Below are 14,957 nucleotides of genomic sequence, written 5' to 3'. Positions count from 1 at the left end.
ATCAAAAGATCGCAGCCTTCGGCAGCTCCTACAGGGGAACCAGCCAATCCATGCCAAATCTGCGACAATCCGCACCCTGCGCCACTAGACGACTGAATTGCGTACCCGATGACCGACGAATCGCCCTCCATCGACAAACTGCTGAAAAACCTCGATCACGCCATGCTCGCCGACCGCCACCGGCTGCGGCGGCAGTTGCTTGAGCTGCGCAAGAAACCCGACGAGGCCAAACTGGGCCAGTGGGTGACGCGGATGCAGACGTCCTGCGAGCAGGTGTTGGCGCGCAAGGCCAGCCTGCCGGTGATTCGTTACGACGACAGCCTGCCGATCGCCGCCAAGCGCGACGAAATCAAGAAGGCGCTGGAACAACACCAGGTGCTGATCATTGCCGGTGAGACCGGCTCGGGTAAAACCACTCAGTTGCCTAAGATTTGCCTGGAAATCGGTCGCGGCCAGCATGGCCTGATCGGCCACACCCAGCCTCGACGGATCGCTGCGCGCAGCGTCGCCAGCCGTGTCGCCGAAGAACTCGGCACGCCGCTGGGCGCGCTGGTCGGTTATCAGGTGCGCTTTGAGGATCAGAGCGATTCCAGCACCCTGATCAAGCTGATGACCGATGGCATCCTGCTGGCGGAAACCCAGAACGACCGCTATCTGGAACGCTACGACACGATCATCGTCGACGAAGCCCACGAACGCAGCCTCAACATCGACTTCCTGCTCGGTTACCTGAAAACCCTGCTGCCGCGTCGTCCCGACCTGAAGGTCATCATCACTTCGGCGACCATCGACCTGGAGCGTTTCTCCAAGCACTTCGATGACGCGCCGATTGTCGAGGTATCCGGCCGCACCTACCCGGTGGACACCTGGTATCGCCCGCTGACGCTTGAGCAGGACGAAGAGGGCAACCGCGTCGAGGACGACCTGACGGTGGATCAGGCGATCCTCGCCACCCTCGACGAAATCGCCGCTTATGAGCGCAGTGAACGCCGCAGTCCCGGTGACGTGTTGGTGTTCCTGCCTGGCGAGCGCGAGATTCGCGACGCCGCCGACATGCTGCGCAAGGCCCAGCTCAAGCACACCGAAATCCTGCCGTTGTACGCGCGGCTGTCGCCGGCCGAGCAGCAGCGGATTTTCCAGTCGCACCCGGGCCGTCGCGTGGTGCTGGCAACCAACGTCGCGGAAACCTCGCTGACCGTGCCGGGCATACGTTATGTGATCGACAGTGGCACCGCGCGCATCAGCCGCTACAGCTACCGGGCCAAGGTCCAGCGCCTGCCGATCGAAGCCATTTCCCAGGCCAGCGCCAACCAGCGTAAAGGTCGGTGCGGACGGGTCGAGCCGGGCATTTGCGTGCGCCTGTACAGCGAAGAGGACTTCCTCGGTCGCCCGGAATTTACCGATCCTGAGATCCTGCGCACCAACCTTGCGGCGGTTATTTTGCAGATGCTGCACCTGCGCCTCGGCGAGGTCAGCGAGTTCCCGTTCATCGAGCCGCCGGATGGCAAGGCCATCAGCGACGGTTACAACCTGCTGCAAGAACTCTCGGCAGTGGACCGCAACAGCCAGTTGACCCCGCTCGGTCGGCAACTGGCGCGCCTGCCGGTGGACCCGCGCATGGGCCGCATGCTGCTCGAAGCGGCGAAGCTCGGCAGCTTGCAGGAAGTGCTGATCGTCGCCAGCGCCATGTCGATCCAGGACCCGCGCGAGCGTCCGCCGGAGCGTCAGCAAGCAGCGGATCAGGCCCACGCCCAGTGGAAAGACGCCGACTCGGATTTCGCCGGGCTGGTCAATCTGTGGCGCGGTTTCGAAGAGCAGCGCCAGGCGCTGACTGCCAGTCCGCTGCGTAACTGGTGCCGCAAGAATTTCCTCAACTACCTGCGCCTGCGCGAGTGGCGTGACTCCCATCGCCAATTGAGCCTGATCTGCCGCGACATGCAGTTGAGCCTCAATAAAGAGCCGGCGGACTATCCGAAACTGCACAAGGCGGTGCTGGTGGGGTTGCTCAGCCAGATCGGGCAGAAAACCGAAGACGGCGATTACCTTGGCGCCCGTCAGCGGCGCTTCTGGATTCATCCGTCCTCGGGCATCGGCAAGAAGCGCCCGCAGTGGCTGATGACGGCCGAACTGGTGGAAACCACCAAGCTATATGCGCGTATGGTCGCCAAGATCGACGCCGACTGGATCGAGCCGCTGGCCGGTCACCTGATCAAGAAAAACCACTTCGAACCCCACTGGGAGAAGAAGCGCGGTCAGGTCGTAGCGTTCGAGCAGATCACCCTGTTCGGCTTGATCGTGGTCGGGCGCCGGCCGGTGCATTACGGCCCGGTCGACCCGGTGGTGTCCCGCGAGTTGTTCATCCGCGAAGCGCTGGTGCGCGGTGAAATCCAGTCCAGGGCCAAGTGCCTGACGGCCAACAAGCAATTGCTGGAACAGCTCGACGAACTGGAAGCCAAGGCCCGCCGTCGCGACATCCTCGCCGACGAAGAAACCCTGTACGCCTTCTACGACGCGCGGCTGCCGGCGGAGATCCACCAGACCGCGACCTTCGACAGCTGGTATCGGATCAACAGCCAGAAAGACCCGCAGCTGCTGATCATGCGTGAAGAAGACGTGCTGGCCCGTGAAGCCAGTGAAGTCACTGCCCAGCACTACCCGGATACGCTGCACATCGGCGATCTGGAATTGGCCCTCAGCTACCACTTCGAACCGAATCACCCGCGCGACGGCGTGACCCTGCGCGTGCCGGCACCGTTGTTGCCGATGCTGCCGCCGGAACGCCTGGAATGGCTGGTGCCGGGTGTCATCGAGGCCAAGTGCATTGCCCTGGTGCGCAACCTGCCGAAGGCACTGCGCAAGAATTTCGTGCCAGTGCCAGACTTCGTCAAGGCGGCCTTGCAGCGCATGACCTTTGCCGAGGGTTCTCTGCCCCAGGCCCTGGGTCGCGAACTGCTGCGCATGACCGGTGCCCGCGTCAGCGATGAAGCCTGGGCCGAGGCGACACAGCAGGTCGAAAGCCATCTGCGGATGAACCTGGAAATCGTCGATGCCCAGGGCAAGTTCCTCGGTGAAGGTCGCGATCTGGCTGAACTGACTGCGCGTTTCGCCGAGGCCAGTCAAGCCGCGTTGGCCGTGCCGCAAACCGCGAAGAGCCAGCAGCCGGTGGAGCCGAAAGTGTTCGCCGCCGTGGCCGAGAAAACCCAGCAGAGGATCGCCGGGCTGTCGATGACGGTCTACCCGGCGCTGGTGGAAGAGGGCGGGACGGTCAAGGAGGGGCGTTTCTCGACCCCGGCCGAGGCCGAGTTCCAGCATCGCCGTGCCTTGCAACGCTTGCTGATGCAGCAACTGGCCGAACCTGCCAGGTTCCTGCGTGGCAAGTTGCCTGGCCTGACCGAACTTGGCCTGCTGTACCGCGACATGGGCCGCGTCGATGCGCTGGTGGAAGACATTCTGCTGGCCAGTCTCGACAGCTGCATTCTTGAGGGCGAAGACCCGCTGCCCCGTGATGGCGCCGGTCTGGCGTCCCTGGCTGAGCGCAAGCGTGGCGTCTGGACCGAGCACGCCGAGCGTGTGGCGAAGCTGACCCTGGAAATCCTCAAGCTCTGGCATGGCCTGCAAAAACGCTTCAAGGGCAAGATCGACCTGGCGCAAGCCGTGGCCCTGAACGACATCAAGCAGCAACTTAGCCACCTGGTGTATCCGGGGTTTGTCCGGGAAACGCCGATGCAGTGGCTCAAGGAATTGCCGCGTTACCTCAAGGCGATCGAGCAGCGCTTTGAAAAAATCGCTGCCCAGGTGCAGCGCGATCGGGTGTGGAGCGGTGAGTTGAGCGGGCTGTGGACGCAATACCAGACCCGCGCCAACAAACACGCCCAGGAAGGCAAGCGCGACCCGCAGTTGGAGTTGTATCGCTGGTGGCTGGAGGAATATCGGGTTTCGTTGTTCGCCCAGCAATTGGGGACCAAGGTGCCGATCTCCGACAAGCGATTGAACAAGCAGTGGTCGCAAGTCGAACCCTGAACCCGACTACTTCGCGACTCCTATGATCCACTGTAGGAGCTGCCGAAGGCTGCGATCTTTTGATTTTTAAAACCTAGATCAACAGATCGCAGCCTTCGGCAGCTCCTACAGAGATTGTGTGGTATCGGCTTTGGTGCGTCATCCAGCAAAAAGGGGCCAAACCCCTAGGTTTATGGCAAACTTCGCGCCTATAAACGCCGGCCCCGCGGTTTTGAGCCTTCACGGTCTCGGGCAGGTCGGAATAAAGCGATGCCAGGTTTTCGTCCCACGGATGGGAATAGACCCTTTGTGTGTTGGTACGAAGGTACCAATGCTTTCTGCCTGAACAGATTAGAGACACGACCATGCATAACGTCGTCATCAGCGGCACCGGCCTGTACACCCCGGCCAACAGCATCTCCAACGAAGAGCTGGTGCAGTCTTTCAATACTTACGTCGCGCAATTCAACGCCGACAACGCCGACGCTATCGCGCGCGGCGAAGTGGAAGCATTGACCGAGTCCAGCGCCGCGTTCATCGAAAAAGCTTCCGGCATCAAGAGCCGCTTTGTCATGGACAAGGAAGGCATCCTCGACCCGCAACGCATGGCCCCGCGCCTGCCGGAGCGTTCCAACGACGAGTGGTCGGTGCTTTGCCAAATGGCTATCGGCGCTGCCGAACAAGCCTTGCAGCGTGCCGGCAAGACCGCCGCGGACATCGACGGCGTGATCGTCGCCTGTTCCAACCTGCAACGTGCCTACCCGGCCATTGCCATCGAAGTCCAGGAAGCGCTGGGCATCCAGGGTTTCGGTTTCGACATGAACGTGGCGTGCTCGTCCGCAACCTTCGGTATCCAGACTGCCGCCAACAGCGTTCAACTGGGCCAGGCCCGGGCAGTCCTGATGGTCAACCCGGAAGTCTGCACCGGCCACTTGAACTTCCGTGACCGCGACAGCCACTTCATCTTCGGTGACGCTGCCACTGCGGTGATCATCGAGCGTGCCGACCTGGCGACGTCCAGGTACCAGTTCGACATCGTCAGCACCAAGCTGCTGACCAAGTTCTCCAACAACATCCGCAACAACTTCGGCTTCCTCAACCGCGCGGCGGAAGAGGGCATCGGCGCCAAGGACAAACTGTTCGTGCAGGAAGGCCGTAAGGTGTTCAAGGAAGTCTGCCCGCTGGTTGCCGAGCTGATCAGTGAGCATCTGCAAGAGAACCAGCTCAACGTCAGCGACGTGAAGCGTTTCTGGCTGCACCAGGCCAACCTCAGCATGAACCACCTGATCGTCAAGAAACTGCTGGGTCGCGACGCCACCGAACAGGAAGCGCCGGTGATTCTCGACACCTACGCCAACACCAGTTCCGCCGGTTCCGTGATTGCGTTCCACAAGAATCAGGACGATCTGGCCGCCGGTTCGCTGGCCGTGCTCAGTTCGTTCGGTGCCGGTTATTCGATTGGTAGCGTGTTGCTGCGCAAGCGCTGAGTCTGCGGCTTAAAAAGATCGCAGCCTGCGGCAGCTCCTACGGGACTGGATTTCAACGTGATATCGCGGTGAATCCGCTCTGTGTAGGAGCTGCCGAAGGCTGCGATTTTTTTGCGGGAGAGAAAACAGTCTCGCGTTGATGCATCGGAGGATGATGGGGACCGACACATCAACAGCCAGGCTGTAAAAGGGGCCCGGGCTTCCTTGCCCGAGTCGTGTAGCGGGGGGGAATCAGAACTTGGCTTCGGCATCCAGTTGCAGGGTGTTGATGTCCGAATCCTTCTTGTTGATGTTGGCGTTGGTCTGGTCCGAGGTCGCCATGAAGTAGGTCGCGCCCAGGGCAAAGTTCTTGTCCAGGTCGTAGCTCACTTTCAGCTTGCTGCCGCGCGAACCGGTGTAGCCGTTGGCGAAGTCGGAGTCGGTGAAGGCACCCACCACAGCGTTACGCTGCACGTCGCGGTAGTTGTAGTCCACGTTGAAGCCGTAGAGCTTTGACTTCACGCCGGCCAGCCAGCCGGTGTCCTGGTCGTTGCTGGCATCGGTGTTGTTGACGTACTGACCGTAGATCGACAGCGGTACTGGCAGGTTGCTGAAGTCCAGCTGACCAAAGCCTTCGTACAGTTTGAACTGCTCGCCCGGGCTGTTGCCGTTGACGGCCAGTGCGCATGGCGCGGTGACGGTACCCGAGGTAGGGCAAGCGCTGCTGTCGTCGTTGTCATAGGCGTAGAGACTGCCGCCCAACGTCATTTTCATGCTGTCGGTGATGGCGAAGCGCGCACCCAACTGGCCGGCGTACAGACGCAGGTCGTGCTTGAACTGCACGCCTTCGCCGTCGACGTTGTCCTTGAGGGTGTAGTGACCGGCGCTACCGAACAGCTCGGTGCTGCCGCTCAGTGGGTATTTGTAGGTGACGGCCAGACCTTCCGGGTTGATGTCGCTATCCCAGATGATGTCGCCCATGCTCACCCATTGTTGCGGCATCTTGCCGCCAACCAGGTGCAGGTTCTTGATCGCGTCCGGGTGGTAGTCGATGTAACCCTGGTCCAGCCAGATCTGCTTCTTGTCGAAGTAGTTGTTCAGGTCCTGGTTGGTCGAGCGAGCGTCGTCGTTGCTGCCGGTGGCGATACGGATACCGGTGTCGACCTGCGGGTTGATTTCGCTGTAGGCACCCAGGCGGGCACGAATGCGCTGACGGTCCTGGTCCTTGTTGTTTGGCACGCCATCGTTGTGCACGGTTTCTTGACGGAAGCGTACGTCACCCTTGAACTGGGTCTTTGCCGCCCATGCAAGCTTCTGGTCGAAAGCGCTCAGTGTGTCGGTTTTCTTCGCGGTGGCCGCGATTTGCTCGTTGGTCTCTTGCTGAGCCTGACGGGCGATCTGCTGGTCTTTCTGATCCCTGGCCAGCTCGGCTTGCAGTTCGCTGTACTGCGCGTTGGTGATCGAGCCGTTAGCCTTGAGCATGTCGAGCAGTTTGGCGTCGACTGCGGCACTGGCCGGAACACTCATGGCCAGCAACAGGCCACCGCACAAGGCCGCCGCAGTTTTCATGGAAGCAAGACGCATATCAATCTCCGAAGATGAGAGGGGATGACAGAGCCATCCGGGACACAACCGACCGTAAGGGGCGGAAAACAGTGGCCGGGTATAACCCGACGCTCTAAAAACAGGCGCCAGTATCGCGATGGTTTATTACAGACCGGTGGCAATGTGATGTCATGTCGGTGACGATACAAAGTCGCCGTGAACTATTGAGTTAGAACACTGCCGTCGTTTTGCCCGTGTGCATTGCAGAGCGATAGGCGATACTCGCGGGGCTTTCACGCCATGAAGAGTGAGGATGGTGATGCCGTTGCAACGCCTGCAAAAACTGTCAGAAATCGCCCCGCAGACGTGGGACGCACTGGTGCCTGAGACTCAGCCTTTTCTGCGTCACGCTTTTTTGAGTGCACTGGAAGACAGCGGCAGCGTCGGACCCCATACAGGCTGGCAGCCCGAGCATTTATTGCACGTCGAAGGAGATCGACTGATCGCCGCGCTGCCTGGTTACCGCAAGTGGCATTCCTACGGCGAGTACGTGTTCGATCACGCCTGGGCCGATGCCTGTGAACGTGCCGGCATCGACTATTACCCCAAACTGTTGAGCGCGGTGCCGTTCAGTCCCGTCACGGGACCACGGCTGTTGGCGGCCACGGTCGAAGACGGTTTCGAGTTGTTGAAAAGCCTGCCTGGCTACCTTGAGCTTGAAGGGCTCTCCAGCGCCCACATCAACTTCACCGATCTGTTCACCGACGCGGCACTGAGCGAGCAACCGGGCTGGCTGCAGCGCGTTGGCTGTCAATACCACTGGCAGAATCGCGGCTACCGGGATTTCCAGGACTTCCTCGATGTGCTCAGTTCACGCAAGCGTAAACAGATGCGCAAGGAGCGCGAACAGGTGGCGGGGCAGGGCTTCGATTTCGAATGGCTCGAAGGTCGGGAACTGAGCCAGGCGCAATGGGATTTCGTTTATGCCTGCTACGCCAATACTTACGCAGTGCGCCGGCAAGCGCCGTATCTGACCCGGGAGTTTTTCAGCCTGTTGGCCGAACGCATGCCGGAGTCGATTCGCGTTGTATTGGCCAGGCAAGGTTCACGGCCGGTGGCGATGGCGTTCAGTCTGGTGGGGGGCGACAGCTTTTATGGGCGTTACTGGGGATGCCTGGCGGAGTTCGATCGCCTGCATTTCGAGACCTGTTTCTACCAGGGCATGGACTATGCCATTGCCAACGGTTTCCAGCGTTTTGATGCCGGTGCCCAGGGCGAGCACAAGTTGATTCGCGGATTCGAGCCAGTCATTACCCATTCCTGGCACTACTTGCGACATCCGGGATTGAAAGCGGCGGTGAAAGACTTTCTGGAGCAGGAACGCCTGGGAGTGCTGGCTTATGCAGAGGATGCGAAGTCAGCCTTGCCTTATCGACAAGGCTGATCTTCAGCGTTTCAGCTTTCTTCCTTGCCCAGCCAGCGATACAGCACGCCGCCGGCCACTGCGCCGAGTAGCGGTGCGACCCAGAACATCCACAGTTGTTGAATCGCCCAGCCGCCGACGATCAATGCCGGGCCGGTGCTGCGCGCCGGGTTGACCGAGGTGTTGGTGACCGGGATCGAGATCAGGTGGATCAGCGTCAGCCCCAGGCCAATGGCAATCGGCGCCAGTCCTGCCGGTGCACGCTTGTCGGTGGCGCCGAGGATGATCAGGATGAACATCGCGGTCATCACCAGTTCACAGACAAACCCTGCCGCCATCGAGTAGCCGCCAGGGGAGTGTTCGCCGTAGCCGTTGGACGCCAGGCCTCCCGCCAGTTCGAAACCGGGTTTGCCGCTGGCAATGAAGTACAGCAGGGCGGCGGCAATCACGCCGCCGATGACCTGGGCAATGATGTAGGCCGGCAATTCCCTGGCCGGAAATCGCCCACCCACCACCAGGCCGAGAGATACCGCGGGATTGAGATGACAGCCGGAAATATGGCCGATGGCGAAAGCCATGGTCAGCACGGTCAGGCCAAACGCGAAGGACACCCCGAGCAGGCCGATCCCCACCTCCGGAAAAGCCGCGGCCAACACCGCGCTGCCGCAACCACCCAACACCAGCCAGAACGTACCTACCAACTCAGTCGCCGAACGTTTTAACAGAGACATAAGAGAGTGCCCTTTCGAGATTATGCTGCCTTGAGCATCCAGCCGATGGACTGCAGAACCATCTCCAGAACGTTGGAGTGAGTACAGCACGGTTTTTTCATAATTCCAGCAGGCATAAAAAACCGCCAGGACCCTGTGGTTGAGGGGGCCTGGCGGATATCTGTGATCGATCTGCTTCACTGGGGACCCTGTGGGAGCGAGCTTGCTCGCGATAGCGGTGGACCAGGCAACATTGCTGTCGACTGACACTCCGTCTTCGCGAGCAAGCCCGCTCCCACAGGTTTTGTGGCCGCCGCAATACTCAATCGATCCCGACAAAACCACCGGTCTGGTGTTGCCACAACCGCGCATACAAACCGCCATGGGCGAGCAGTTCGGCGTGGGTTCCGGTTTCGGCGATCTTGCCGTTTTCCAGCACCACCAGCCGGTCCATCCGGGCGATGGTCGAGAGCCGGTGAGCGATGGCTATCACGGTTTTGCCCTGCATCAGGGTTTCGAGGCTTTCCTGGATCGCTGCTTCGACTTCCGAGTCCAGTGCCGAGGTGGCCTCGTCCATGATCAGGATCGGCGCGTCCTTGAGCAGTACCCGGGCGATGGCGATGCGCTGGCGCTGGCCGCCGGAGAGTTTCACCCCGCGCTCACCGACGTGGGCATCGAAACCGGTGCGGCCTTCACCGTCCGACAGTGATGGAATGAAACCGTCGGCCCGGGCCTTGTGCACCGCTTCCCAGAGTTGCGCGTCAGTGGCGTCGGGTTTGCCGTACAGCAGGTTGTCGCGGATCGAGCGGTGCAGCAGCGAGGTGTCCTGGGTGATCATGCCGATGCGTTCGCGCAGGCTTTCCTGGCTGACGTCGGCGATGTTCTGGCCGTCGATCAGGATGCGTCCACCTTCAACGTCGTACAGGCGCAGCAGCAGGTTCACCAGGGTCGATTTGCCGGCGCCGGACGGGCCGATCAGGCCGATTTTCTCGCCAGCCTTGATGGTCAGGTTGAGGTCGCCGATGATCCCGCTCTGCTTGCCGTAGTGGAAATCCACCTGTTCGAAGCGCACTTCGCCACGGGCCACCGCCAGGGGTTTGGCCTGGTCGCGGTCGGTGATGCCGACCGGTTGCGAGATGGTCTGCAGACCGTCCTGCACCATGCCGATGTTTTCGAAGATGCCGGTCACCACCCACATGATCCAGCCGGACATGTTGACGATGCGGATCACCAGGCCGGTGGCCAGGGCAATCGCCCCGACGCTGATCAACGACTGTGTCCACAACCACAGGGCCAGGCCGGTGGTGCAGACGATCAGCAAGCCGTTCATGCTGGTGATGACCACGTCCATGCTGGTGACCACGCGGCCGGCCAGTTGCGCTTTTTCGGTCTGCTCCTTGATGGCTTCGCGGGCGTATTGCTGTTCGAAGTTGGTGTGGGCGAACAGTTTCAGGGTGGTGATGTTGGTGTAGCCGTCGACAATCCGCCCCATGAGTTTGGAGCGCGCATCGGACGCCACCACCGAGCGATCCTTGACCCGTGGCACGAAATAGCAAAGGGCGGCGATGAAGGCGAAGATCCATGTCAGCAGCGGGATCATCAGGCGCCAGTCGGCTTCGGCGAACAGCACCAGGGAACTGATGGCGTAGATCAGCACATGCCACAACGCATCCACCGCCTGCACGGCGGAATCGCGCAGTGAGTTGCCGGTTTGCATGATGCGTTGGGCGATGCGCCCGGCGAAGTCGTTCTGGAAGAAATTCAGGCTCTGCTTGAGCACGTAGCTGTGGTTTTGCCAGCGGATCATGCTGGTCATGCTGGGACTCAGGGTCTGGTGCACCAGCAGGTCATGCAGGCCGACAAATATGGGGCGCAGCACCAGCGCAACCACCACCATCCAGGTCAGTTCCAGGGCATGATCCTGGAACAGACTGACGTTTGGCGTGCCTTGGGCCAGGTCGATGATGCGGCTCAGGTAGCTGAACAGCGCCACCTCGATCAAGGCACCAATCAGGCCGACGATCAGCAGGGCGGCGAAGCTCGGCCAGACCTGCTTGAGGTAATAAGTGTAGAAAGGGAAAACCCGGTCCGGCGGAGACGCCGTCGGTGCTTCACGGAAAACATCGATCAGTTTTTCAAAGCGGCGATAAAGCATTGGTTGTTCACCCGCGAACGGGCTCTCCTTTTAACGTGTTGAGCGTTGCCGGCAGACACCGGCAACGGCTCGGACATCCTTGTCCAGCTTAGTCTCAGTCGATGCGCTTGGCCGACTTGATGAACACCGGGTCCGCCGGCACGTCTTTCATGCCGCCACGGGCGGTGGTTGGCGAGTTGACGATGATGTCCACCACGTCCATGCCTTTGACCACTTTGCCGAACACCGCGTAGCCGTCGCCCTGGTCAAGGAAGTCGTTGTCCTTGACGTTGATGAAGAACTGGCTGGTGGCCGAGTCAGGCACCGACGTACGGGCCATGGACAAGGTGCCGCGCACGTTATGCAGGCCGTTCTTCGATTCGTTCTTGATCGGTGCGTTGGTGTCTTTTTGCTGCATCTGTTGAGTGAATCCGCCGCCCTGGACCATGAAGCCCGGGATCACCCGGTGGAAAATCGTGTTGTTGTAGAAGCCTTTGTCGACGTACTCAAGAAAATTCTTGGTACTGATCGGGGCCTTGACCGCGTCCAGTTCGATTTCGATCTGGCCGTTGGTGGTGTCCAGCAGCACATGCGGTGCCTTTTCCGGCGTCGCGGCCATCAGGTTGGCGGCAAACAGGACGGAGCCTGCGGCGAGGGCGATTTTTTTCAGCATGGGTCAGTGATCCTGAGTGGTGGTATCGACTGCGGTCAGAAACTCCAGCAGTGTTTGGTTGAAGTGTTCCGGCTGGTCCAGCGGCGTGGCGTGGCGTGAATCGGCGATCACCACCAGCCGCGCGTCGGGCAGCAGTTTTACGTAGTTTTCCTTCAGCGCCACCGGCGTGTAGTCACGGTCGGCGCTGACGATGAGGGTTGGACAGGTGACCTTCGAAAGTCGTTCCTGAACCCCCCAGCCGACAATGGCGTTGAAGCTGGCGAGATAAGCATGTTTGTCGTTTTTTGCCCAGCGCTCGGCCATTTTTTGTCGCAAGTCGGCCTGCTCGGGTTTCGGGAACAGCTTGCCGCCCAGCGCCTTGCCGATGGTACCCAGGCTAAGGGCGCGCATCAGGCTCCAGCGCTTGAACCACTGCCAGTAATCGTCGCGGCTGCGCAGTTTGACCTCTGGCGCGCTGTTGACGATGCATAGGCTTTTGAGCAGTTGTGGCTGATCCACGCCCAGTTGGAAGCCGATCATGCCGCCCATGGACAGGCCGACATAATGTGCCGGACCGAGATTGAGGTGTTCGATCAATGCAATCAGGTCGGCGCTGAATCCGGCAATGCTGTAGCGCTCCCGGGGTTTGTCCGAACGGCCGTGACCGCGCACATCCGGGACGATCACCCGGTAGCGGGTGGCCAGTGTCGGGATCTGTTTTTCCCAGTCCAGGGTGCTGGAGCCCAGGCCATGGACCAGCAGCAGCGGCGTGCCGTGGCCATATTCCTCATAGTGCAGGTTGCAACCTTCGTGTTCGAAATAGGCCATGCATACACTCCGTGTCAGGCTTGTTCGGGGGCGGCGAACGGTGCGTCCAGTGGTGCGGTGTCAAAGGTACGCAGCAGTTCGATGAGAATCTGCGTGGCCGGCCCCAGCGGTTTGTCCTTGTTCGAATACAGGTAGAAGCTCGGGTTACGGCTGCCGCCCTGATCCAACGGTAGCAGCTTGAGCGTGCCTTCCTTGAGTTCCCGTTCGATCATGTGCCTGGGCAGCCAGGCAAAACCCAGGCCGCTGCTGACGAAGGTCGCGGCGGTGGCCAGGCTGCCGACGGTCCAGCGCTGTTCGGCGCCGAGCCAGCCGACGTCCCGCGGTTGCTGGCGGCCTGAGTCGCGGATCACCACCTGCATCTGGCTTTCCAGGTCCTGGAAGCTCAGTTCGCGGTTGAGGCGGTGCAAGGGATGCTCCGGGTGGGCGACTGCGACGAACTCGACGTCGCTCAATTCCGCGCCCAGGTAACCGGGAATACTGAAGCCCGTGATGGCCAGGTCGGCCACGCCTTCGAGCAAGACTTCCTCCACCCCCGACAGCACTTCCTCACGCAGGCGCACCCGGCAGCCACGGCTTTGCGGCATGAACGCGGTCAAGGCGCGGACGAGGCGGGCGCTTGGGTAGGCGGCATCGACCACCAGGCGCACTTCGGCTTCCCAACCCTGCTCCATGTGATGGGCCAGGTCTTCGAGCTGGCTGGCCTGTTTCACCAGTTGCCGGGAGCGGCGCAACAACACCCCGCCGGCTTCGGTCAGTACGGCTTTGCGTCCGTCGATGCGCAGCAACGGCACGCCAAGTTGATCCTGCATGCGGGCCACGGTGTAGCTGACTGACGATTGCGAGCGATGCAGCGCCTCGGCGGCCTGGGCGAAACCACCGTGATCGACCACGGCCTGCAGCGTTCGCCATTGATCGAGGGTCACGCGGGGCGCTTTCATGTTGAGCTCCTCTTGTCCTAAGCTGGCAGCCCTTATTGGAGGCTGCCGAATGAAAAAAATCTGTTGTGTGCTGCTGGCGCTGCTGCCGCTGACGGCGTTTGCTTATCCGATTGATGTGCAGAAGAACCTCAACGGAATGAAGATAGACTTTGAAACCTTCGACACCGACAGCGATATCGGCTCCATCCGGGTCGCCAACTACGGCGACGTCGATGCGAGCTGCAAGGCGGTTTTCAGCAATGGCCCGGAAGCCCCCCGCACTCGCAAGATCGATGTACCGGCCGGCAAACACAAAAACGCCACGGCCAAATTCAGCCGCAACATCATCAAATTGCGCATCGAGCTGACCTGCACCCCGAAATGACGCCAGGCTCTTCTGTGGGAGCGAGCCCGCTCTCACAGGGTATGCAGAGCTTATAAACGAATTTCTTGATGGGTTATAGCAGTTATTTGCGCTTTTTCATCGATATGACTCTGTTTAACCTTCACTCCATCGACCTACCGCATTCTCAGATGGAGGCTACATCCCATGTCCCGCGTTCTGATCATCGAAAGCAGTGCCCGTCAGCAAGACTCGGTTTCCCGCCAGTTGACCCAGACCTTCATCAGCCAGTGGAAAGCCGCTCACCCGAATGACCAGATCACCGTCCGGGACCTGGCCGTCAAGCCCGTGCCGCACCTGGACATCAACCTGCTGGGTGGCTGGATGAAGCCCGCCGAGCAGCGCAGCGACATCGAGCAGGCGTCCCTGGAGCGTTCCAACCAGTTGACCGATGAATTGCTCGCTGCCGACGTACTGGTCATGGCCGCGCCCATGTACAACTTTGCGATCCCCAGCACCCTGAAAGCCTGGCTCGACCATGTGCTGCGTGCCGGCGTGACCTTCAAGTACACCGAGACCGGTCCGCAAGGCCTGCTCAGCGGCAAGCGTGCCTATGTGTTGACGGCTCGCGGCGGCATCTATGCCGGCAGCACCGCCGATCACCAGGAACCGTACCTGCGCCAGGTCATGGGCTTCATCGGCATCCACGACGTGACGTTCATCCACGCCGAAGGCATGAACCTGGGCGGCGACTTCCAGGAGAAAGGCCTGAACCAGGCGAACGCCAAGCTTTCGCAAGTGGCCTGACGGTTAATCGCCAGATAATCGCTGGATGGTCTAGTGACCTGGCGCAACCCTTCAAGCCTGTACGCGCATCGAACCTCCCTTCGCACTGGTTGCTCCTGAGTGCCCTGGCCCGATTGAACGCTTTAGCGAGATC

At 60.7% G+C, this 14,957-nt stretch carries 11 protein-coding genes; 5 read left to right on the top strand and 6 right to left on the bottom strand.

The window, feature by feature from the left end; genetic code table 11:
- Positions 1-108: 108 nt before the first annotated feature.
- The gene (gene hrpA, locus ACM6IT_RS13175; RefSeq protein WP_414918147.1) at positions 109-4,020 is read left to right on the top strand and encodes an ATP-dependent RNA helicase HrpA; all 3,912 of its coding nucleotides are present in this window, start codon (positions 109-111) and stop codon (positions 4,018-4,020) included.
- Between the two features lie 344 nt (positions 4,021-4,364).
- Positions 4,365-5,486, top strand: coding sequence for a beta-ketoacyl-ACP synthase III (locus ACM6IT_RS13170; protein ID WP_056721381.1), 1,122 nt, complete (start codon positions 4,365-4,367; stop codon positions 5,484-5,486).
- Positions 5,487-5,717: 231 nt separating this feature from the next.
- On the opposite strand, the gene ACM6IT_RS13165 is transcribed toward ACM6IT_RS13170, so the two are convergent.
- Positions 5,718-7,049 carry a putative porin gene (locus ACM6IT_RS13165; protein WP_056721383.1) on the bottom strand — a complete coding sequence of 444 codons (1,332 nt, stop codon included), beginning with the start codon at positions 7,047-7,049 and terminating at the stop codon, positions 5,718-5,720.
- A 280-nt stretch (positions 7,050-7,329) separates the two neighbouring features.
- Here ACM6IT_RS13165 and ACM6IT_RS13160 point away from each other — a divergent pair, with 280 nt between their 5' ends.
- On the top strand, positions 7,330-8,454 hold the full coding sequence (locus ACM6IT_RS13160) for a GNAT family N-acetyltransferase (protein WP_056722284.1): 1,125 nt from the start codon (positions 7,330-7,332) through the stop codon (positions 8,452-8,454).
- 11 nt (positions 8,455-8,465) lie between these two features.
- Here ACM6IT_RS13160 and aqpZ read toward each other — a convergent pair whose 3' ends face one another.
- The 5 genes from aqpZ to ACM6IT_RS13135 form a co-directional block, all read right to left on the bottom strand.
- Positions 8,466-9,164, bottom strand: a complete 699-nt coding sequence (gene aqpZ / locus ACM6IT_RS13155; protein WP_056721385.1) for an aquaporin Z — start codon at positions 9,162-9,164, stop codon at positions 8,466-8,468.
- 301 nt (positions 9,165-9,465) lie between these two features.
- Entirely contained in the window at positions 9,466-11,298 is a 1,833-nt protein-coding gene (locus tag ACM6IT_RS13150) for an ABC transporter ATP-binding protein (protein WP_409079343.1), read from the bottom strand.
- 94 nt (positions 11,299-11,392) lie between these two features.
- Positions 11,393-11,950, bottom strand: coding sequence for a peptidylprolyl isomerase (locus ACM6IT_RS13145; RefSeq protein ID WP_056721389.1), 558 nt, complete (start codon positions 11,948-11,950; stop codon positions 11,393-11,395).
- A gap of 3 nt (positions 11,951-11,953) precedes the next feature.
- Positions 11,954-12,757 carry an alpha/beta fold hydrolase gene (locus ACM6IT_RS13140; RefSeq protein WP_056721391.1) on the bottom strand — a complete coding sequence of 268 codons (804 nt, stop codon included), beginning with the start codon at positions 12,755-12,757 and terminating at the stop codon, positions 11,954-11,956.
- 14 nt (positions 12,758-12,771) lie between these two features.
- The gene (locus ACM6IT_RS13135; RefSeq protein WP_008018223.1) at positions 12,772-13,695 is read right to left on the bottom strand and encodes a LysR family transcriptional regulator; all 924 of its coding nucleotides are present in this window, start codon (positions 13,693-13,695) and stop codon (positions 12,772-12,774) included.
- Between the two features lie 49 nt (positions 13,696-13,744).
- Between ACM6IT_RS13135 and ACM6IT_RS13130 the strand changes: the two genes are divergently transcribed.
- A complete protein-coding gene (locus ACM6IT_RS13130; RefSeq protein ID WP_056721393.1) occupies positions 13,745-14,059 on the top strand; it encodes a hypothetical protein in 315 nt (104 codons plus the stop codon).
- Positions 14,060-14,224: 165 nt separating this feature from the next.
- Positions 14,225-14,824: an FMN-dependent NADH-azoreductase gene (locus tag ACM6IT_RS13125; RefSeq protein ID WP_046043697.1), complete on the top strand. Its 600-nt coding sequence runs from the start codon at positions 14,225-14,227 to the stop codon at positions 14,822-14,824.
- Positions 14,825-14,957 lie beyond the last annotated feature (133 nt).

This window comes from Pseudomonas sp. IT-P4, assembly GCF_949767755.1.
GTDB classification, from domain to species: Bacteria; Pseudomonadota; Gammaproteobacteria; order Pseudomonadales; family Pseudomonadaceae; genus Aquipseudomonas; species Aquipseudomonas monachiensis.
The sequence above is the reverse complement of the archived record's forward strand: the minus strand, read 5'-3'. Positions and strand labels throughout refer to the sequence as shown.

What these genes read in the sequence shown, in the direction of transcription:
- hrpA (WP_414918147.1), top strand. Translation starts at nt 109, where the DNA reads ATGACCGACGAATCGCCCTCCATCGACAAACTGCTGAAAAACCTCGAT.
- ACM6IT_RS13170 (WP_056721381.1), top strand. Translation starts at nt 4,365, where the DNA reads ATGCATAACGTCGTCATCAGCGGCACCGGCCTGTACACCCCGGCCAAC.
- ACM6IT_RS13165 (WP_056721383.1), bottom strand. Translation starts at nt 7,049, where the DNA reads ATGCGTCTTGCTTCCATGAAAACTGCGGCGGCCTTGTGCGGTGGCCTG.
- ACM6IT_RS13160 (WP_056722284.1), top strand. Translation starts at nt 7,330, where the DNA reads ATGCCGTTGCAACGCCTGCAAAAACTGTCAGAAATCGCCCCGCAGACG.
- aqpZ (WP_056721385.1), bottom strand. Translation starts at nt 9,164, where the DNA reads ATGTCTCTGTTAAAACGTTCGGCGACTGAGTTGGTAGGTACGTTCTGG.
- ACM6IT_RS13150 (WP_409079343.1), bottom strand. Translation starts at nt 11,298, where the DNA reads ATGCTTTATCGCCGCTTTGAAAAACTGATCGATGTTTTCCGTGAAGCA.
- ACM6IT_RS13145 (WP_056721389.1), bottom strand. Translation starts at nt 11,950, where the DNA reads ATGCTGAAAAAAATCGCCCTCGCCGCAGGCTCCGTCCTGTTTGCCGCC.
- ACM6IT_RS13140 (WP_056721391.1), bottom strand. Translation starts at nt 12,757, where the DNA reads ATGGCCTATTTCGAACACGAAGGTTGCAACCTGCACTATGAGGAATAT.
- ACM6IT_RS13135 (WP_008018223.1), bottom strand. Translation starts at nt 13,695, where the DNA reads ATGAAAGCGCCCCGCGTGACCCTCGATCAATGGCGAACGCTGCAGGCC.
- ACM6IT_RS13130 (WP_056721393.1), top strand. Translation starts at nt 13,745, where the DNA reads ATGAAAAAAATCTGTTGTGTGCTGCTGGCGCTGCTGCCGCTGACGGCG.
- ACM6IT_RS13125 (WP_046043697.1), top strand. Translation starts at nt 14,225, where the DNA reads ATGTCCCGCGTTCTGATCATCGAAAGCAGTGCCCGTCAGCAAGACTCG.